This window comes from Mycobacterium sp. PDNC021 (genome assembly GCF_048282635.1).
GTDB classification, from domain to species: Bacteria; Actinomycetota; Actinomycetes; order Mycobacteriales; family Mycobacteriaceae; genus Mycobacterium; species Mycobacterium llatzerense.
In genome coordinates this window covers 5,626,931-5,645,886 of the sequence record NZ_CP182502.1, presented here as the reverse complement: position 1 = coordinate 5,645,886, position 18,956 = coordinate 5,626,931, and the positions used below count along the sequence as shown (strand labels likewise).

At 66.2% G+C, this 18,956-nt stretch carries 16 protein-coding genes; 10 read left to right on the top strand and 6 right to left on the bottom strand.

Features of this window, described 5'->3' with window-relative positions; all coding sequences use genetic code 11:
* Positions 1 to 7: 7 nt before the first annotated feature.
* From ACNO8X_RS26995 to ACNO8X_RS26955, 9 genes are all read left to right on the top strand, one after another.
* Positions 8 to 1,249 carry an aromatic ring-hydroxylating oxygenase subunit alpha gene (locus ACNO8X_RS26995; RefSeq protein WP_418003484.1) on the top strand — a complete coding sequence of 414 codons (1,242 nt, stop codon included), beginning with the start codon at positions 8 to 10 and terminating at the stop codon, positions 1,247 to 1,249.
* Positions 1,249 to 1,734 carry an aromatic-ring-hydroxylating dioxygenase subunit beta gene (locus ACNO8X_RS26990; RefSeq protein WP_418003483.1) on the top strand — a complete coding sequence of 162 codons (486 nt, stop codon included), beginning with the start codon at positions 1,249 to 1,251 and terminating at the stop codon, positions 1,732 to 1,734. The genes ACNO8X_RS26995 and ACNO8X_RS26990 overlap by 1 nt, the downstream gene beginning before the upstream one ends.
* Positions 1,734 to 1,946, top strand: coding sequence for a hypothetical protein (locus ACNO8X_RS26985; protein WP_043983981.1), 213 nt, complete (start codon positions 1,734 to 1,736; stop codon positions 1,944 to 1,946). The genes ACNO8X_RS26990 and ACNO8X_RS26985 overlap by 1 nt, the downstream gene beginning before the upstream one ends.
* Positions 1,943 to 3,124, top strand: a complete 1,182-nt coding sequence (locus tag ACNO8X_RS26980; RefSeq protein ID WP_418003482.1) for an acetyl-CoA hydrolase/transferase family protein — start codon at positions 1,943 to 1,945, stop codon at positions 3,122 to 3,124. The genes ACNO8X_RS26985 and ACNO8X_RS26980 overlap by 4 nt, the downstream gene beginning before the upstream one ends.
* Positions 3,121 to 4,317 carry an acetyl-CoA C-acetyltransferase gene (locus ACNO8X_RS26975; RefSeq protein WP_418003481.1) on the top strand — a complete coding sequence of 399 codons (1,197 nt, stop codon included), beginning with the start codon at positions 3,121 to 3,123 and terminating at the stop codon, positions 4,315 to 4,317. The genes ACNO8X_RS26980 and ACNO8X_RS26975 overlap by 4 nt, the downstream gene beginning before the upstream one ends.
* On the top strand, positions 4,314 to 5,591 hold the full coding sequence (locus ACNO8X_RS26970) for an OB-fold domain-containing protein (RefSeq protein WP_418003480.1): 1,278 nt from the start codon (positions 4,314 to 4,316) through the stop codon (positions 5,589 to 5,591). Before ACNO8X_RS26975 ends, ACNO8X_RS26970 begins: the two co-directional genes overlap by 4 nt.
* Positions 5,588 to 6,781 (top strand): acetyl-CoA acetyltransferase, encoded by a 1,194-nt coding sequence (locus ACNO8X_RS26965; protein ID WP_418003479.1) that lies wholly within the window; start codon positions 5,588 to 5,590, stop codon positions 6,779 to 6,781. Before ACNO8X_RS26970 ends, ACNO8X_RS26965 begins: the two co-directional genes overlap by 4 nt.
* A gap of 95 nt (positions 6,782 to 6,876) precedes the next feature.
* Entirely contained in the window at positions 6,877 to 8,043 is a 1,167-nt protein-coding gene (locus ACNO8X_RS26960; protein WP_418003478.1) for an acyl-CoA dehydrogenase family protein, read from the top strand.
* 9 nt (positions 8,044 to 8,052) lie between these two features.
* Positions 8,053 to 9,354 (top strand): phytoene desaturase family protein, encoded by a 1,302-nt coding sequence (locus tag ACNO8X_RS26955; protein ID WP_418003477.1) that lies wholly within the window; start codon positions 8,053 to 8,055, stop codon positions 9,352 to 9,354.
* A 66-nt stretch (positions 9,355 to 9,420) separates the two neighbouring features.
* Here the strand turns inward: ACNO8X_RS26955 and ACNO8X_RS26950 are convergent, their stop codons facing one another.
* The 6 genes from ACNO8X_RS26950 to ACNO8X_RS26925 all read right to left on the bottom strand — a co-directional run bounded on the left by ACNO8X_RS26950 (position 9,421) and on the right by ACNO8X_RS26925 (position 15,221).
* On the bottom strand, positions 9,421 to 10,575 hold the full coding sequence (locus ACNO8X_RS26950; protein WP_418003476.1) for an acyl-CoA dehydrogenase family protein: 1,155 nt from the start codon (positions 10,573 to 10,575) through the stop codon (positions 9,421 to 9,423).
* Between the two features lie 21 nt (positions 10,576 to 10,596).
* Positions 10,597 to 11,748, bottom strand: a complete 1,152-nt coding sequence (locus ACNO8X_RS26945) for an acyl-CoA dehydrogenase family protein (protein ID WP_418003475.1) — start codon at positions 11,746 to 11,748, stop codon at positions 10,597 to 10,599.
* 3 nt (positions 11,749 to 11,751) lie between these two features.
* The gene (locus tag ACNO8X_RS26940; protein WP_418003474.1) at positions 11,752 to 12,903 is read right to left on the bottom strand and encodes an acetyl-CoA C-acetyltransferase; all 1,152 of its coding nucleotides are present in this window, start codon (positions 12,901 to 12,903) and stop codon (positions 11,752 to 11,754) included.
* 69 nt (positions 12,904 to 12,972) lie between these two features.
* Positions 12,973 to 13,593, bottom strand: a complete 621-nt coding sequence (locus ACNO8X_RS26935) for a hypothetical protein (RefSeq protein ID WP_043390719.1) — start codon at positions 13,591 to 13,593, stop codon at positions 12,973 to 12,975.
* 108 nt (positions 13,594 to 13,701) lie between these two features.
* Entirely contained in the window at positions 13,702 to 14,973 is a 1,272-nt protein-coding gene (locus tag ACNO8X_RS26930) for a PucR family transcriptional regulator (protein ID WP_418003473.1), read from the bottom strand.
* A gap of 44 nt (positions 14,974 to 15,017) precedes the next feature.
* Positions 15,018 to 15,221: a hypothetical protein gene (locus ACNO8X_RS26925; RefSeq protein ID WP_418003472.1), complete on the bottom strand. Its 204-nt coding sequence runs from the start codon at positions 15,219 to 15,221 to the stop codon at positions 15,018 to 15,020.
* 257 nt (positions 15,222 to 15,478) lie between these two features.
* Between ACNO8X_RS26925 and ACNO8X_RS26920 the strand changes: the two genes are divergently transcribed.
* On the top strand, positions 15,479 to 18,955 hold the full coding sequence (locus tag ACNO8X_RS26920; RefSeq protein ID WP_418003471.1) for a protein kinase domain-containing protein: 3,477 nt from the start codon (positions 15,479 to 15,481) through the stop codon (positions 18,953 to 18,955).
* Position 18,956 lies beyond the last annotated feature (1 nt).

The following is an 18,956-nucleotide window of genomic DNA, read 5'->3' as shown; positions in this document are numbered from 1 at the left end:
AGAAGCCATGACCACCGCTGTCGACTATTCACGGCTCATCGAGCCGACCCGCGTGCACGGCTCGCTGTACACCGACCCCGCCATCTTCGCCGAAGAGCTGGAGCGCATCTGGTACGGCGGCTGGGTGTTCGTCGGCCACGAGAGCGAGATCGCGCAGCCGAATGACTACGTGCGCAAGCAGATCGGCCCGCAGGACATCATCATGACCCGGAGCCGTGAAGGCGACGTCCACCTGCTGGTGAACCGCTGCGCCCACCGCGGCAACCTGGTGTGCGACGACGCGAGCGGCAACTCGGGATCGTTCCGTTGCCCGTATCACGGCTGGACGTACCGCAATGACGGTGCGCTGGTCGGCTACCCGTTCAAGAAGGGCTACGGCGACGGCAAGCTGGACCTGGGCCTCGGGCGCCTGCCGAAAGTCGACAGCTACCACGGCTTCGTGTTCGGCAGCTTCAACCCCGACGTACCGCCGCTGCTGGAACATCTCGGCGCCGCTGCCGGCGAGATGGACCGGCTGGCACGCCTGTCGCCGGCAGGCCAGGTGCGGCTCGACGCCGGCTGGCTCAAGCACAAGACCCGCGCCAACTGGAAGCTGTTGGCGGAGAACGAGACCGACGGCTACCACCCGCAGTTCGTGCACGGTTCGATCTTCTCGGTGACCGGCAGCACCATTGGCCCGCTCTACAGCGACAAGTCCACCGCCGTCACCCGCGCGCTCGGAAACGGGCACAGTGAGAACGACCTCCGGCCGGAATTCCGCAAGTTCGCCGAACCGATGCGATGGTTCGGCACGACGGCCGAACGGGTCCCTGACTACGTGGCCAGAATGAGAGCAGTCCACGGCGACGCGGCCGAGCAGATCCTCATCGAGGGTGGCCCGCACGTGATGGTGTTCCCGAACCTCTTCATCGCCGAGATTCAGGTCTTCAACATCCAGCCGCTGTCCGCCGGTGAGTGCATCCAATACTCGACCGCCGTTCAGTTGGAGGGGGCGCCAGAGCTCAACAAGCGCATGCTCTCGCAGTCCATCGGATCGGTTGGACCGGCCGGAATGCTGCTCGCCGACGACACCGAGATGTACGAACGCAACCAGGCCGGCGTCGCGCAGCTGCTGCCCGAATGGCTCGACATCCGCCGCGGCACCGTCCGGGAGCGCCAGGACGAGAACGGCTTTCAGATCGGTGGCGCCACGGACGAGACGGCCATGCGCGCCTTCTGGGCGCACTACAAGACGCTGATGGAGCCATGATGACGACATCGACCGGAGCAGACCTGCGCGAGCTCGAGCGATTCATCTACCGCGAGGCCCGCTTTGCGGACGAGCACGAATACGACGCGTGGGAGGCCTTGTGGACCGACGACGCGCTGTATTGGGTGCCTGCCGCGGGATCGCTCGCAGACCCGGAGCACCACGTGTCGGTCATCTACGACAACCGCCGTCGGATCTCGACGCGGTTGCAGCAGCTGCGCACCGGCAAGCGGTACGCGCAAGCGCCGGCATCGAACCTGCGCCGGATCATCTCCAACATCGAAATCCTCGCGGCGGAGGGTGACGAGTCCACCGTCGGCGCGAACTTCGTGCTCTACGAATCGAAGTCACGCGGCATCGAGACCTGGGCCGGCCGCGTGACCTACCTGCTGCGACGTGTCGAAGGCGAGCTGAAGTTGGCCCGGAAAACGGTGATGCTGGTGAATTACGACGAGGCGTTGCCGACTCTGGGATTCCTGATCTGATGGATGCCGGCGACGTCGTCCACAACGAGTTCGCGCAGGTCGCGGTGCGAGTCGACCGCGTCGGGAACAGTCCCCGGCTGTCGTTGACCGACCTCAAGACCGGGCGAGTGCGCTTCCTCGACGCGCTTGAACTCGAGACCATCGTGTGGCTGCCGGACGGGCACATGCAGAAGCTGCTCGACCCGTCCGCAGACCGATGGAAAGAAGGATGATCGACCTCAGTGCACTCATTCGTCCAGGCGACACGGTCGTCTGGGGGCAGGCTTGTGCGGAGCCCCTGACCCTCACCGAGGCGCTCACGGCGCAGTGTGAGTCTCTCGGCGGCATAACGGCTTTCCTGGGTATCCAATTTGCGGGCACCGCGAAGCCCGAGCACGCCGATCACATCCGGTTCGTCAGCTATTGCGGCACCGGTGCGAACCGCGCATTGGTGCAGGCGGGCGTGCTCGACATCTATCCGGGCCACTACTCGACACTGCCCTGGCTGGTGTCACACGGACCGCTGCGAGCGGACGTGGTGCTCGTGCAGGTATCGCCGCCCGACCTGGACGGCAATCACAGCCTGGGCCTGGCGCATGACTATCTCACCGCCGCAATCGATGTCGCGCGAGTGGTGATCGCCGAGGTGAACGACCAGGTTCCCTTCGTCGCCGGCTCGCGCTATCTGACCGCCGCTGACATCGATGTGCTGGTGGAGAGCTCGCGGCCGCCGGTGGAGGCGCCGGCGGGTCGGGTCGACGCGACCACGATGCGGATCGCCGAGCTGGCTGCCGGCCTGATCGAGGACGGGGCGACCTTGCAGCTGGGTATCGGCGCGGTGCCGGAAATGATGTTGGGCGAACTGAAAGACAGGCGCGACCTGAGGTTTCATTCGGGGCAGCTCAGCGACGGCGCTGCCGGGCTCATCGAGGTCGGGGCGGCCGGCGGTGGGGTCGCGGCGTTTCTCATCGGGACTCGCCGCCTATTCGACTTCGCGCATTGCAATCCGGCTATCGGGTTGCGCCCGGCGTCCTACACGCATGACCCCGATGTGCTTGCGGCACAGGAAAAGTTCGTGGCCGTCAACTCGGCGGTCGAGGTCGATGTGACCGGTCAGGTCAATGCCGAGATCGCCGGCGGGACGTACGTCGGTGCGGTCGGCGGCGCGGCAGACTTCCTGCGTGCCGCAGCGCGGTCATCGGGCGGACTGCCCATCGTCGCGCTACCCGCGAGCCGGATCGTCGCGGCGTTGTCCGGGCCGGTGTCGACAGCGCGGGCGGACGCCGGAATCTTCGTCACCGAATACGGCATCGCGGATCTACGTGGACAGCCATTGGCGCAGCGGCGCCGCCGCATGGTCGAGATCGCACATCCCGACCACCGAGAAGCCTTGTTGGAAGGAACATCATGAGACGCGCGGCAATCGTGAACCCACTGCGTACCCCGGTCGGCGCGTTCGGCGGAGTGCTGCGCTCTGTGCCTGCCGAGCGGTTGGCGTCCACGATCCTGAAAGCCGTTGTGGAGACGTCGGGTATCGATCCGGCGCGGATCGACGACGTGGCAATGGCCCAGTCGTACGCCAATTCCGAAGCGCCGTGCATCGGCCGGTGGGCAGCACTGGATGCCGGTCTGCCGGTGGAATTGCCCGGTTTTCAGACCGACCGTCGGTGTGGCGGCGGATTACAGGCAGTCGTCACCGCCGCGATGATGGTGCAGACCGGAGCTGTCGACGTCGTCCTCGCCGGCGGCGTCGAGAGCATGAGCAACATCGAGTACTACACCCAATCGACACGGTGGGGTTCGCGATCGGGCAACGCCACGCTCTACGACCGCTTGGATCGGGGACGGGAACGCTCGCAGCCGGCTTGGCGGTTCGGAGCGATCAGCGGAATGATCGAAACCGCCGAGAATCTCGCGACCGAGTACAGCATCTCCCGATCTGCCGCCGACGAGTTCGCCGCGCGTAGTCACCAACGGGCCGCTGCCGCATGGGAATCCGGACGGTTCGACGACGAGGTGGTGCCGGTCGAGGTGCCGCAGCGGAAAGGCGACCCGATCGTCTTCGCGAAAGACGAAGGCATCCGCCCTGATACCACCGCCGATTCGTTGGCGAGACTTCGCACGATCACACCCGGGGGCACCGTGACCGCCGGGAACTCCAGCCAGCAGAACGATGCCGCCGCGGCGTGTCTGGTGGTCGCCGAGGATCGGCTCGACGAGCTCGGTCTGGAGCCGCTCACCTTCCTGCGTGGCTGGGCCGCGGCGGGCTGCGAACCGCGGGTGATGGGTATCGGGCCGGTGCCGGCGGTGGCAAAACTCTTTGCCCGCACCGGGTTGTCGTTCGATGACATGGATCTGGTCGAGCTGAACGAGGCGTTCGCAGTTCAGGTGCTGGCAGTGATGAAGGGCTGGGGATTCGACGATCTCGACCGGCTCAACGTCAACGGCTCCGGCATCTCACTCGGGCATCCGATCGGTGCGACCGGCGTGCGGATCCTCACAACGCTGTCGCACGAATTACGTCGCAGTGGCGGCAGATATGCGCTGGAAGCGATGTGCATCGGCGGCGGCCAGGGCATGGCGGCGATCGTCGAGGCGCCGTGACCGGAATCGTCTCGTACGCCACGTATCTGCCGTCACACCGGTTGCGGGGCCGTCGGGTCGTCGCGTCGTTCGATGAGGACAGCACGACGCTGGGTGTCGCCGCCGCGCAGGCAGCGCTCGGCAACAGGCCGGGCGGCGCCCTGTATTTCTCGTCCACCACGCCTGCGTACGCGGACAAGGCGAACGCCACCGCCATCCACGCCGCACTCGGCCTGTCGGCTGGCGCGTTTGCGGTCGACATGGTGGGGTCGGCGCGCAGCGCCGTCGCGGCATTCCGGGCCGCGTCGGCGTCGGGCGGTATGGCGGTGATGTCCGATGTCCGGGTCGGGCGTGCCGGGTCCTCCGACGAGAAAGACGGTGCCGACGCCGCGGCGGCCTTCCTGTTCGGCGACAGTGACACGATCGCCGACATCATCGGATATGCCGGCGCGACAGCAGAATTCCTCGACCGCTGGCGCGTCCCCGGCGGTACGGGCACGCACTGGGAGGAGCGCTTCGGTTTCGAGGAATATCTGCCGCTGATCGAAACGGTGCGGTCCCAGGTGGGTGTCGACGAGCCGGATCACGTGGTCGTGGTGTCGCCGAACGCCGCGGTGCGGAAATGGGCCGCGCGTACGTTCACGACGTCGCCCGTAGGCCACGCGGGCGCCGCTGATCTGGGCATCGCACTGGCGAACGTGCTGGACGTCGCGCAACCCGACGAGACGATCGTGGTGATCTCAGCGGCGGACGGGGCCGACGCCATCGCCCTGCGCGTCACCGCGCAGGTCCGGCGTCAGGCGGTCTCTGTGGCCGAGCAGCTTGCGGCCGGTGCCGACGTCGACTACCTGACGTACGTGACGTGGCGCGGACTGCTCGAGCAGGAGCCGCCGCGGCGACCGGAACCCGACCGGGTCGCAGCGCCGCCGTCTGCTCGCGAGCGCGATTGGAAGTTCGGTTTTGCCGCAAGCTGCTGCACTGCTTGCTCGTTCGTTCATCTACCGCCGGTGCGGGTCTGCAAGAAGTGCGGCGTCGTCGATCAGATGACGCGGCGGCCGCTGCGTGCGGAGGCCGGGACCGTCGCGACCTTCACGGTGGACCGGCTTGCCTACTCGCTTGCGCCGCCCGTCGTCGGAGCAGTCGTCGACTTCGACGGCGGCGGCCGCTACACCCTCGAGCTTGCGGATGGTGGAGCCGACCGCATCGCTGTCGGCTCACGCGTCGGTTTGACGTTCCGCTGTCTGCACAGCGCGGGCGGTGTCCACAATTACTTCTGGAAGGCGAAACTCCTGTGAGTAGCAGCGGCATCCGCGACAAGGTCGCTGTGGTGGGCATGGGATGTACCCGATTCGGCGAACGGTTCGGTGCGTCTGCCGAAGATCTCATCATCGAGGCGATCGATGAATGCTTCACGGCCAACCCGAAGCTGGATCGGGCCGGCGTCGGCGCGTACTGGCTGGGCACGCTGGCCACCGGCCAGAGTGGGCTCACTGTCAGCAAGGCGCTCGCCTTGGACTACACCCCGGTGACGCGGGTCGAAAACTATTGCGCCAGTGGATCCGAATCCTTCCGCAACGCCTGCTTCGCCGTCGCATCCGGTGCTTACGACATGGTGGTGGCCGTGGGGGTCGAGAAGCTGAAAGACTCGGGCTACTCGGGACTGCTGCGGGGCGATCCGCCGGGCGACGGTACCGCTTCGGAGCTTTCGCTCACCGCACCGGCGGCGTTCTCGTTGCTCGACCCGGCCTACTGCGCCCGCTACGGTGTCGACCCCGCCGCGATGCGCGATGCGATGACTCACGTCGCCTGGAAGAACCATCGCAACGGGGCGCGAAACCCGAAGGCGCAGTTCCGTTCAGAGGTCTCCAAGGAGAAGATCGCGCACGCGCCCATCGTCGCCGGACGGCTCGGTGTGTTCGACTGCTCGGGCGTATCCGACGGCGCGGCGTGCGCGGTCATCGTTCCCGCAGAGCGCGCGGCCGAGTACACCGAACGGCCCATGTACGTGAAAGGGGTTGCGCTGGCGGCCGGGCCGGGACGGGGCGCGGTGGACCCCGGTTACGACTTCACCACCTTCCCCGAAGTCGTCCGGTCGGCACGTGACGCGTATGCGCAGGCCGGGATCGAGAACCCGCGTGCGGAACTCTCTTTCGCCGAGGTGCATGACTGCTTCACTCCGACGGAGCTGGTGCTCATGGAGGATCTGGGGTTCGTCGACCGGGGCGATGCCTGGCGGGCCAGCCTCGCCGGTGAGTTCGATGCCGACGGGCGGTTGCCGGTCAACGTCGACGGCGGCCTCAAGTCGTTCGGCCATCCGGTCGGTGCCAGCGGGCTGCGCATGCTCTATGAATGCTGGTTGCAATTTCGTGGCGAGGCCGGCGGCAGGCAACTGACCGAGCCTCGAATGGCGTTGACGCACAATCTCGGTGGGCGGCCGGGAGCGTGCGTATCGCTCGTCGCGGTAGTGGGTAGCGAACTGGGTTGACACTGTCGCCGCGGCGGCAGCGTTGACCCCCATAGGTCATTATTTTATTATAGATTCAAAAGTACTACGAAGCAGCTCGACGGAATGTGGATCAAATGACGCTCACCAGCCTGGTTGTAGACAGTGCCGACCACGCGATGCTTCGCGACACGGTCGCCAAGATCGCCGACAAATATGGCGCGGAGTACTTCCTGGAACGTTCGCGCGCCGGTGGGAAGGTCGATGAACTCTGGGCGGACCTCGGCGCGGCCGGGTTGCTCGGGGTGCACCTGCCCGAGGAATACGGCGGTGGCGGTGCAGGCATGTCCGAGCTGGCCATCGTCATCGAAGAACTGGCCGCACATGGCATTCCGCTGCTCTTGACGGTCATCTCGCCGGCTATCTGCGGTTCGATCCTGGCCGCCCATGGCTCGCCCGAGATGAAGCAGCGCTGGCTGCCCGGCATCGCCGACGGCTCGTTGAAGATGGCGTTTGCGCTGACCGAGCCGGATTCCGGGTCCAACAGTCACCAGGTGAAGACCACCGCCCGCCAGGACGGCGACGGATGGGTGGTGTCCGGCGGCAAGTACTTCATCTCCGCCGCCGACGAAGCGCACTCACTGCTCGTGGTGGCGCGGGACGGAACCGCTGCGGACAGTGGGCGGAACCCGCTGTCGCTCTTCGTGGTACCCACCGATGCGCCGGGAGTCACACTCCAATTGCTGGAGACGACGGTGACCTCTCCGGATCATCAGTTCACCGTGTTCTTCGACGACGTTCGGGCCGGGCCCGAAGCGTTGATCGGTACCGCCGGCAACGGGCTCAGGCAGGTGTTCGCCGGGCTCAATCCGGAGCGGATTCTGGCTTCGGCGCTCAGCGGGGGCATCGGCCGCTACGCGGTCGAGAAAGCCGTCGCCTATGCGAAAGACCGTGCGGTCTGGTCGGTTCCGATCGGGGCGCACCAGGGTATCTCGCACCCCATCGCCGATTGCCACATCCAGGTCGAGCTCGCCCGCCTGGCCACCCAACGTGCCGCGCAGATATTCGATGACGGCGGGAACGCTGCTGCGGCGGCGAACATCGCCAAGTACGCCGCGGCTGAAGCGTCGCTGAAGGCGCTCGACCAGGCCATCCAAACCCATGGCGGCAACGGACTTTCCAAGGAGTACGGACTGGCCGAACTGTGGTTCGTGGCCCGTCTCATGCGCACCGCACCGGTGAGTCGCGAGATGGTGCTGAACTTCGTCGCCCAAACCATGCTCGACCTGCCCGCTTCGTACTGAGGAGAATCCATGCCAAACACATTTGACGCACTCGTCGTCGGCGCCGGCGCGGGCGGGCTGTTCGCCGCGGCGCGGCTTTCGCACCTCGGCTACCGGACGTTGGTCGTCGAGCGGCTCGAGGTCGTCGGCGGGCGGGCATCGACGCGCGACATCGACGGGTTCAAGGTCAACAACGGCGCCATCGTCATCGAAACCGGCGGCCTCACCGAGGAGACGTTCCACGAGGTCGGCGCGAAGTTCGACGTCCGTGCCGCGGAACCGCCGATTCTTTACCGCATCGGCGATAAAGACGTCGACGTGACCGGTGGTGGCTGGGGATTCCTGCTGTCCAAGCTGACGCGCCAGGGCGCGAAGCTGGTGAGTGGAATCGGCGCGGCCCGAAACGATTCGGGTTTGCCGGAAGACGAGCTGTCGACAGCCGACTGGGTGGCCAAGTACACCAAGAACGAGTCGGTGCACGGCATCTTCCGCAACATGTGCGGATCGGTCTTCGCGGTGGGTTCCGAGGAACTGCCCGCGCGGGTGTTTCTGACGTACTTCACTCGCAAGAGCGCATTCAAGAAGTTCGGCTTCTGCCCTGAGGGCACCGTCGGCATCTGGCAGGCGCTCGCCGAGGTGGTGGAGAAGAACGGGGGAGCGGTCTGGCTCTCGTCGGAGGTGCAGCAGCTGCACCTGACGGACGGGCGGATCACCGGAGCCACCGTCGTCCATGGCGGTGAAACCGTCGATATCTCTTGCGGTTTCGTGGTGAGTGATATCGGTCCGTTCGCGACGGTCGAGCTGGTCGGCAGCCAGAATCTGCCCGCCGACTACGTCGCGAAGGTCGATGCGGCAAACCGGCCGTGCTCGATGATCACCGTCAACTTCGCCAGCCGGCGAAAGCTGTTGAAAGCTCCGGGCATGCTGAGCTTCGCGAAGACCCGGAGGCTGTGCTACGTCGCGAATTTCACCGAGACGTGTCCCGAGATGGCGCCGGAGGGCTGGCACCTCTATGCGGGGACCTCGGTGCCCAAACCCGCAGTCGGCGACTTCGACGAGAACGCGGAAACCGAACTGCTACTGGCTGATCTGCGCGAGGAGATCGACGGCTTCACCGATGCCCGCATCCTGTCGATCGCGGTCACCCGCGACGGCTGGCCGCCGCAGCGCGCCGTCGCCGGCTTCGACCTACCGCACGACACCCCGATCGCGAACTTGTGGAATGTCGGAGATGCGGTGAAGGAGTACGCCAACGGCGGGACGACGGCGTGTGCCGAGACGGCCAAGATCGTCGTCGACAAGATTCGGGCCATGCATTCGCCGACGGCCTGATGCTGTTCCGGCCCTTCGCCATCCGAGGTTGGCGAAGGGCCGGTTCGTCGGCAGCGTGGCCAGTTCTCAGGCGGTCAGTCCACCGCGGGCGACGAGCTGCGCTGCGATGACGTTGCGCTGGATTTCGTTGGTGCCCTCGCCGACGATCATCAGAGGCGCGTCGCGGAAGTAACGCTCGACGTCGTATTCGGTCGAGTAGCCGTAACCTCCGTGAATGCGGACGGCGTTGAGTGCCACCTCCATGGCGACCTCGGACGCGTAGTACTTGGCCATGCCGGCTTCCATGTCACATCGTTCGCCGGCGTCGAACCGCTGCGCCGCATGCAGCACCAGCTGACGGGCGGCCGTCAGCTTGGTGGCCATGTCGGCCAGATAGCCGCCGACAGCCTGGTGCTTCCAGATCGGGATGCCGAAACTTTCGCGCTGCTGGGCGTAGGCCAGCGCATCGTCGAATGCGGCCTGACCGACGCCGAGCGCGCGGGATGCGACCTGAATCCGGCCTGTCTCAAGACCTTTCATCATCTGCGCGAAGCCCTGCCCCTCCACTCCGCCGAGGACGGTGTCCAGCGGCGCGCGGAAGTCGTCGAAGGCCAACTCGCAACTCTCGACGCCCTTGTACCCAAGCTTGGGCAGATCGCGGGACACGATCAGTCCCGGACCGTGTTCGACCAACAGGATGCTGATACCGCGGTGCCGGGGCGTGGCCGCCGGGTCGGTCTTGCACAACAGCGCGATGAGCTGAGACCGGCGGGCGTTGCTGATCCACGTCTTGGCCCCGTTGATGACGTAGCCGTGCTCGTCGCGACGGGCGACAGTGGTCATCGCCTGCAGGTCGGAGCCGCCGCCGGGTTCGGTCAGCGCCATGGTTGCCCGGATCTCTCCGGTGGCCATCCGCGGGAGGTAGCGGCTCTTCTGGTCGTCCGTGCCGAAGGCCAGGATCAACTTGGCGACAACGGTGTGGCCACCCATGGCTCCCGCCAGGCTCATCCAGCCACGTGCCAATTGCTCGGTCACCCCGACGTAGCACTGGGTGGACACGGGCGCATCGCCGTACGGCTCTGGGATCGCCAGACCGAAGATGCCCATCTGCTTCATCTGGTCGATGAGCTTTTCCGGGTACTCATTGGCGTGTTCGAGATCGCGTGCGACGGGCCGCACCTCGCGGTCGACCCAGTCCCGCACAGTCGCGACGACCTGCCGCTCTTCGGTTGACAACTCCACAGCTGGTCTCCTAACTGAGAATCAGCAGGCCGCGATATCGCGGCCGATGATCTCCTTCATGATCTCGGTCGTTCCGCCGTAGATCGTTTGGATGCGGGTATCGAGATAGGCTCGGGCCACAGGATATTCAGTCATGTAGCCGTACCCACCGTGCAGCTGCAGGCAGCGGTCGATCACGCGCTTTTGCAGCTCGCTGACGTACCATTTGCCCTTGGCCGCATCGATCGCGCTGAGCGTTCCGGCGTTGTACGCCAACACCGAACGATCGACGTAGGACTCCGCGATATCGATCTCCGTCGACATCTCGGCGAGCTCGAACCTGATGTGCTGTTTGTCCGTGAGCGGCTTTCCGAAGGCCTGGCGCTGCCGGCAGTAGTCGACGGTGCTGCTGAAGATGGCGCGGGTCGTGGCGATCGCTTTGGCGCTGACGCCGAGACGCTCCCGTGGGAGATGACTCATCAGGTACGGCAAGCCCATTCCCGCTTCGCCCAGCAGGTTCGTCGCGGGTACCTCGGCGTCCCGGAAGTACAGTTCAGCGGTGTCCTGAGCGGGCAGCCCGATCTTGTCGAGCTTGCGTCCGCGTTCGAACCCCGGGGTATCGCGCTCCACGACGAACAGACTGAATCCGCGCGAGCCCGCGTCGGGATCGGTTCGGGCAGCAACGACCACCAGGTCGGACATGATGCCGCTGGAGATGAATGTCTTCTGCCCGTTGAGGATCCAGGTGTCCCCTTCGCGCCGGGCAGTGGTGCGAATGCCGCGTAGATCGCTGCCGGCGCCGGGTTCGGTCATGGCCAGCGCGCCGATGATCTCGCCGGCCGCGAACCCGGGCAGCCAGCGCTGCTTCTGTTCGTCGTTGGTCAGGTCGAGCAGATAGTGCAGAACGAGGTCATCCTGCAAGCTGACGGTCAGACCGAACGACAAGGCGTTGATCCGGGAGACCTCCTCGCACACCACCATCCGGTAGCGGTAGTCGGATTCGCCGGCGCCGCCGTACTGCTCGTCGATCTGCAGGGCGTAGATTCCCGCTTTGGCGGCGCGAGCGAATACGGCGCGATCGATCCAGCGGTCCCGATCCCAATCATGTTGATGGGGAACGACTTCACGCGCGAGAAACTCGCGCACCGTCTCGCGATAAGCCGTGTGGTCCGCGGTGTAGAGCGTGCGCTCCATGGCCTATAGCCGCTCGATGATGGTGACGTTGGCCTGCCCGCCGCCTTCGCACATGGTCTGCAGCCCGTACCGACCGCCGGTGCGTTCCAGCTCGTGCAGCATCGTGGTCATGAGGCGGGCGCCGGTACAGCCGATCGGGTGACCGAGGGCGATGGCGCCGCCGTTGGGATTGACCTTGGCGGGGTCGGCGTTCAGTTCGGTGAGCCAGGCGAGGACGACCGGTGCGAACGCCTCGTTGATCTCGACGACATCGATGTCGTCGATGGACAGTCCGGCACGCTTCAAGGCGTGCTGGGTCGCCGGGATCGGGGCGGTCAGCATCATCACGGGATCGGCCCCGCGTACAGACATGTGGTGGATGCGGGCCCGCGGGGTGAGCCCGAACCGGTCCACCGCACTCGCGGAGGCGACGAGCAATGTGGCTGCGCCGTCCGAGATCTGGCTCGCCGCTGCGGCGGTCACGACGCCGCCGTCCACCAGAGGCTTCAGGCCGGCCATCTTTTCCAGTGACGTGTCGGCTCGCGGCCCTTCGTCGACGCTGATTCCGGCGAGTTCGGTGATCTCCCGGGCAAAGCGCCCCTCGGCGATGGCGGCGAGGGCGCGCTGGTGGCTGGTCAAGGCGAACCGCTCATTGTCCTCGCGGGTCAGCTTCCAGTGGGCGGCAATCAGTTCCGCGCCTCGGAACTGCGAGATCTCCTGATCTCCGTAGCGTGCCCGCCAGCCCTCGCAGCCGGTCCACGGATCGGTGGCGCCGAACGGTTCGCCGGCGGCGAATGCGCTCAAGATGGGGTACTGGCTCATCTTCTGCACGCCACCCGCGACGATGAGGTCGCACGTGCCGCTCATAACCGCTTGTGCGGCAAAGTGAACCGCTTGCTGAGCCGAGCCGCACTGACGATCGATTGTCACGCCGGGGACGGATTCGGGCAGGCCGGCCGCGAGGGCCGCGGTGCGGGCGATGTCACCGGCCTGCGAACCGATGTTGTCGAGGCACCCGAAGATCACGTCATCGATGGCTTCCGGGTCGATGTCGTGACGGTTCACCACGGTCTTGATCACATGCGCGGCCAAGTCGGCGGGGTGTGTGCCGGACAGCCCGCCGCCGCGCTTGCCGACAGCAGTGCGGGTGGCGTCGACGATGTATGCCTCAGTCATAAAATTGAATTTAACATAGATTCGAAAATGCGGTCAATCGAAGACCATGACCCGTCCAGGCGGTCTTGTTCAGACGAGTTCGGGCACTCGCAGATGAGCAATTGCCAGCTCGAACTCGCAGATATCGACCAGGTTGCCGCCCAGTTGCCCGAGCTTCTCGGTGCGCACCTCGCTGGCCTGCTCACGGTTGCGGTCGAGGGCCGCGGCGCTGTCGAACGTCACCGATGACACGGCGAGTCCGGATGGTTTGTCGAGCATGAGGCTGGCGCTGCAGAATCCCTCGAGTTGCTGCACCGCCGGCAGGACCAACGTCCGGTAGAAGTCCGTGGCGAGGTCCGCCTGATGCGGCTCGACGGTGAACCACGCAACCCGCAGGCAGGCGCCCTGCGGCGAGCGGTGGTCGCGGTGCAGTGCCGTGACCTCCCACTCGTTGATCTCCTTTCGGGTGCCGTGCATCAGCTCCGCTGCTCGTTCCCCGAGCGGCCGGGCGGCGTGTGCCGTCAAGTGCATCACCGCCTCGGACTCCCATGCGCTGGTGGCGATGCACCGGCCGAGGCGCCGATCCACCATCAGGGACATTCCTGCCGCCCCTAGCTCCTCGAGAGCGGGCAGCACGGTGTCGCGCATGTACGCAACACCGGTATCGATCGACGCCGGCTCGGCCTGAAACGTGGTTGAGCGTGCGTACACCAAGCGCTCCTCGGTTACGGCAGCGCCTGGTGGCACTGCTGGTTCTCCTCACAGCGTCCCCTGTCGACCCGGATGGTGTACGGACTTTGCCGGAATCCACAGGTTGCGTTAAGGAGCGAGGACCGCGGTGCCGAACCAATGGCAAAGCAGCAGTGCGACTTCCACGTCGATGCGGTCTTCTTCGATTGGTCTGCCGCGACGCTCGATGGCGCGGTGGACGCGGTACTTCACCGAGTTGACGTGCAGGTGCAGCTCGTCGGCGCTGGATTTGAAGCTGGAGCTGTTGCGCAGAAACCCTCGGAGGGTCTCCCGTAGCCGCTCGTCACCGTCGGTATCCGTGGCCAGCGGGCCGAGGACCTGGGCGACCCAGGAGCGGGCGTTGTCCAGGTCGGAGCTGAACTGTGCTGCGACGAACAGTCCAGGTTCGTCGGCAGCGGTGACCGGCCGTGGTGGCGCCCCCGGTGCCATCGCCACCGCACGGGCGGCAATCGCCTCGCGGTGTGACCGGCGGAATCCGGTGAGCCCGTCGAGCGGGTTTCCCACGGCCAGCCATGGCGCGTCCGCCCGGAGCCGGACAAATTCGCGGATCTGGCTCACCGCGGTGTCGGCGGCATCGGAAGCAAAGGGAATCCAGGCCCACCCGGTTATCTGATCCGACGCCACGAACAGGGGTCGCTCCCGAGCTCCCAGAGTGGCCGCCAGGTCGGTGACGAACCGCTCCATGGCGTCCAGTTCGTCGCCGTCGGCCTGCTCGGCGCACCAGACGATGAGCGCGAGATGGCTGCGGTGCAGGGGGTACTGGATCAGGTCGGTCGTCTCATCGACATCGAGATCGCCGCCGTCGAGCACCTCGCGTACCCGTAAAGCCCGTATCTGGTTCCGATTGGCCAGCCATCGATCGCGCTCGGCTTGATAGGCGGTCACCACCTGGTGCGACACCCGGTCGATGTAGGTGAACGAGCTGGCGGCGATCTCTTCGAAGACCCGCCACCCCAGTTCGGTCTCGAGCTGCGCGGCCCGGACTTCGTCGAGGATCAGTTTGAGGACGCCTTGGTGCCCGAGTCGATAGGCCCGGACCAATTCGTCCACATCGGTGCCGCGCTGCGCCAACCGGCGCGCGTGCTCCAGCGCAGCCGTGGGCGGCTCGATGCGATCGATGGGTATCCCGTGGCGGATGGCGGGGAAGAAAGCTTCGAGATTGCCCTGTACCGCGTCGTACAGCAGCGCTGTCAGCTCGCCCTCACCGGCCATTTCCGATCGCTCCTGGACCAGCAACTCCTGAAGGGAGCGGGCAATGGCCGGCAGCTTGTCGCTCAGCCGGTCCACGATCATTGCGGCAGTCTCGGCGGAGAGCACCCCGGTGTCGTGACTGCGAGCCATCGCTCGACTCTATGGCTTTAGGGGCGGGCTCACGCCCGCATTTGCTACTGGCTGCCGGCGTAGGCCAGGGTGCGCGCGCGGGCCGGCGCTGCGACGTGCGGCAACGCGACCGAGTGGACGGCGGCAGCGGCGGCGACGCGACGGGCGTTGAACCAGCGGACACCGGCGGCGGCGGCGACCAGCAGCAGCGGCCACAGGCCGATGGCGAAAATGACGATGCCGTCGAAGATGAACTTGGCTTCGAACATGGTTCTACTCCTGAGGTTGGTGAAATGTATTTGGTCCGTTGATATTTGGCGGTTTCTCAACGGGAAGCTGATAAAAGAACGGTACGGCGCGAGCGCGGCGCGACCCAGGTACCGGCGAGACAATCTTTTGCCGATCTGGTCCGAATCGTTGTCTCTGCGGAACAAAGGGTGCATCAATTTCCACGGGTGGCCCCTATTCCGGCCCGCCGAGCCGACAATTGAAAGTGAAGGCAGCAACCGAACCGAAGGCGTCTGACGTGTCCGAACCCGACGAAACGCAACGCGGCGTCGCGACCGGCATCGTCGCGGAGCTCGAAGCCGAGGGCTTCTACGGTGCCGAGCCTGTCGGGCGCGGCGGGTTCGGCGTGGTCTACCGGTGCCGTCAGCCGTCGCTGGACCGGGTCGTCGCGATCAAGGTCCTCAACACTGACTCAGACGACGTCGATCTGGAGAGCTTCGAGCGCGAGCAGCGGGCGATGGGACGGGTATCAGGTCACCCGAACATCGTGCCGGTGCTGCACAGCGGGCTGACGTTCACCGGGCGGCCGTTCATCGTCATGCCGTACCTCGGCCGCAACACCCTGTCGGCGTGGATCCGGCAGCGCGGGCCGCTGGCCGTCGGGGAGGCGCTGACGGTCGGGGTGCGGCTGGCGGGGGCCCTCGAAACCGCGCACCGCGCCGGCGTGCTGCACCGAGATGTCAAGCCGCCCAACGTACTTCTCTCGGCCTACGGGGAACCGCAGCTGTGCGACTTCGGCATCGCGCGCATCGCGGGCGGGCGGGAAGCCACCATGAGCGTCTTCGTCGGATCTCCGTCGTACACCGCGCCCGAGCTGTTCGAAGGAGCGACGCCCACCGCGGCCTTCGACATCTACGGGCTGGCCGCCACGATCTTCACCTTGCTCAAGGGGGAGCCGCCGTTCCCGTTCCAGAAGGGTGAAAACCCGATCGCGTTCGCCAAGCGCGTCCTGGCCGGACCGGTGCCCGACCTGCGTCCGCTCGGGGTCGCCGATCCGGTCTGTACGGCGCTCGAGCAGGGACTGAACGTCGATCCCGCCCAGCGCCCCGCAACGGCCGCGGAGTTCGGCGAGCTTCTGCGGGCCGCGGGCGCCCGCATCGGGCTGAACATCTCCGAGGTACCGCTGGAGCTACCGGAAGTCGAGTACGACGGGATGGATTCGTCGCCGGATACCGGGGGACGCTCCACCGGCGGGATCGGACTGCGGACCGACGGATCGGGCCGGTCCACCTATCCGCCCAGCTCACCGGCCAGGTTCCGGCCGCCGACGTTCAGCCGCCCACCGGTGCCGCGCCAACGCATCCTCGACCGGCTCGGCTCTGGACGTCGACCGAAGCTGGTGCTCATCCACGGGCCGGCCGGATACGGCAAGACCGTGCTGGCGACGCAGTGGGGCGAGACGCTGGTCCGCGACGGACTGCAGGCGGCCTGGTTGACGGTCGACAGCGACGACAACAATGCCCTCTGGTTCGTGGCGCATCTCATCGAGGCGGTGCGCGTCATGCTGCCGGAGCTCGCCGACGTGCTGCAGCAGGAATTCGACGAACGGCCGGATTCCGCGCTCCGGCAGGTGCCCAACATGCTGATCGACTGGCTGCACGTCAACAAACAGACGTTGGCCCTGTTGATCGATGAATGGCACCGCGTCACCAGCGCCGACAGCCTCGACACCCTCGCCTACCTGTTGGAGAAGGGCTGCCACCATCTGCACGTGATCGTGGCCAGCCGGACGGGCACGGGCCTGCCGCTGGGCACGCTGGGTGTGCAGGGTGAGCTGGTCGAGATCGATGCGTCGCTGCTCAGGTTCGACGTCGGTGAGGCGCGGACCCTCCTGGTCGATCGGTGCGGACTCGACCTGTCCGGCGCCACGGTCGCCGACCTCGAAGAGTCGACCGACGGTTGGCCGGCGGCCCTGCAACTGGCCTCGTTGAGCCTGCGGGACGGCGGTGACGCCGCTGCCATCGTCGGCAGGCTCTCCGGATCGGACAGGGCGATCGGCGACTACCTGACGTCCAACGTGCTCGACAGCCTGGAACCCGAACTCGTCGAGTTCCTGTCGGCGACGTGCATCACCACGCAAATCTGCAGTGGCTTGGCGGCCGCCCTCACCGGCAATCCGCGCAGCCGCGACGTGCTGGAAGACATCGAAAAGCGTGACCTGTTCCTCCGCCGGACCGACCCGGAGGGCACCTGGTTCCGGTACTCCAACCTGTTCTCCGAATATCTGCTGCACCGGCTCAAGCGCGACGATGAAGACCGCGTCAGCGAGTTGCATCGGATTGCCGCACGGTGGTTCATGAAGCATCGGATGTACAACGAGGCTGTCGATCACTGGATGCTCGCGGGAGACGACGAACAAGCCGTCGATGCCGTCGAGCAGGTGTCTCCCGATCTGCTCGAACAATGCGAGCTCATGATGCTGACCGGCCTGGCGGCCAAGCTGCTGCCGCACCTGGCAGATGAGCGGCCGCGGCTGCAGGCCAACTTGGCGTGGGCGAACGTCGTCCTTCGTCGGCCGGTCGGTGTGGCTGACGCGTTGCAGCTCGCGGAAGACAACATCGACCTCCTGGACGACGACGAAATCGACGATGTCCGAAGAGAATTGGACCTGCTTCGCGTGGTGATGGCCGGACACGCCGACCACATCGACGCGTTCACCGAGACGGCTGCTCAAGCGTGCGTGGATCATGCCGACACCCTGGCGCCGTTTGTGTTGTGCCGCGCGGCGTACACCGCGTCGTACGCCGCACTGCGCAAATTCGATTTCGACGGCGCATTGCGCTGGCATCGGTGGGCCAACAAATATCGGCGGTCCATCGCGGGGCCGATGACCGTCGGCTACGGGTATCTCATCGCAGCCCTGGCAGCGAACGAGCAGCTCGATGTCGCCGGTGCCGAGGCGCACCTGCGGCACGCGATCAGGATTGCGTTGCTGCCGTCCGGCCGGCCGACGTACATCGCGAAACTCGCCGGCGCGCTGCTGGGCGAATTGCTTTATGAGCGTGGACAACTCGACGAAGCGGAGGTCCTGCTCGACGAGGCGCATGAACTCGGCAACGAGGGCGGCATCGTCGACGTGATGCTCGCAACCTACCGCGCGGGTGCCTATCTGAAGAATGCCCGCGGCGACAGCGCCGCTGCTGAGCATCGACTGTCGGATGGCATCGGGCATGCCCGGGCGCTGGGACTGTCGCGCCTGGAGGCGGGGTTGAAGCTGACGCACATTCGCGTCGCGGCGTTGTCCGGGACTGAGATCGACAAGGCACTGGCGCGGCGCGTCATGGCCCACGGCCTGCAAGACCTCGATGAGATCGGTGATCTGACAGCCGAATTCAGGGAAGATGCGCAAATCAGGGTGCTCTTGCTCGACGGTCAGTCGGAGGCGCTGGCGTCCGCGTGCGAGCGCGCCCGCGTCCGGCTCGATCACCTCGACAAGCTGCAGCGGCCCCGTGCGCACCTGCAGGCCAGGATTCAATACGCCCGATGTCTCGCGGCAGCAGGGGAGGACGAGAAAGCCCAATGGGTGCTGGCCCCGGCGCTGAAAATCTGTGCCGCGCTTGGGTTGAGCCGGCTCCTGATCGACGAGGGGCCCGCGCTACTGCGCGTCGCACACGACGTCGCGGTCGGATGGGAGACCGTCGACGCCGCCACCGCGGCGGACATCAGCGACTTCGTCCACAAACTCGAAGCGGCTGCCCTGCACCGGGCGGGATGAC

Coding starts and splice junctions, on each gene's coding strand:
- ACNO8X_RS26995 (WP_418003484.1), top strand. CDS start 8: ATGACCACCGCTGTCGACTATTCACGGCTCATCGAGCCGACCCGCGTG.
- ACNO8X_RS26990 (WP_418003483.1), top strand. CDS start 1,249: ATGACGACATCGACCGGAGCAGACCTGCGCGAGCTCGAGCGATTCATC.
- ACNO8X_RS26985 (WP_043983981.1), top strand. CDS start 1,734: ATGGATGCCGGCGACGTCGTCCACAACGAGTTCGCGCAGGTCGCGGTG.
- ACNO8X_RS26980 (WP_418003482.1), top strand. CDS start 1,943: ATGATCGACCTCAGTGCACTCATTCGTCCAGGCGACACGGTCGTCTGG.
- ACNO8X_RS26975 (WP_418003481.1), top strand. CDS start 3,121: ATGAGACGCGCGGCAATCGTGAACCCACTGCGTACCCCGGTCGGCGCG.
- ACNO8X_RS26960 (WP_418003478.1), top strand. CDS start 6,877: ATGACGCTCACCAGCCTGGTTGTAGACAGTGCCGACCACGCGATGCTT.
- ACNO8X_RS26955 (WP_418003477.1), top strand. CDS start 8,053: ATGCCAAACACATTTGACGCACTCGTCGTCGGCGCCGGCGCGGGCGGG.
- ACNO8X_RS26945 (WP_418003475.1), bottom strand. CDS start 11,748: ATGGAGCGCACGCTCTACACCGCGGACCACACGGCTTATCGCGAGACG.
- ACNO8X_RS26940 (WP_418003474.1), bottom strand. CDS start 12,903: ATGACTGAGGCATACATCGTCGACGCCACCCGCACTGCTGTCGGCAAG.
- ACNO8X_RS26930 (WP_418003473.1), bottom strand. CDS start 14,973: ATGGCTCGCAGTCACGACACCGGGGTGCTCTCCGCCGAGACTGCCGCA.
- ACNO8X_RS26925 (WP_418003472.1), bottom strand. CDS start 15,221: ATGTTCGAAGCCAAGTTCATCTTCGACGGCATCGTCATTTTCGCCATC.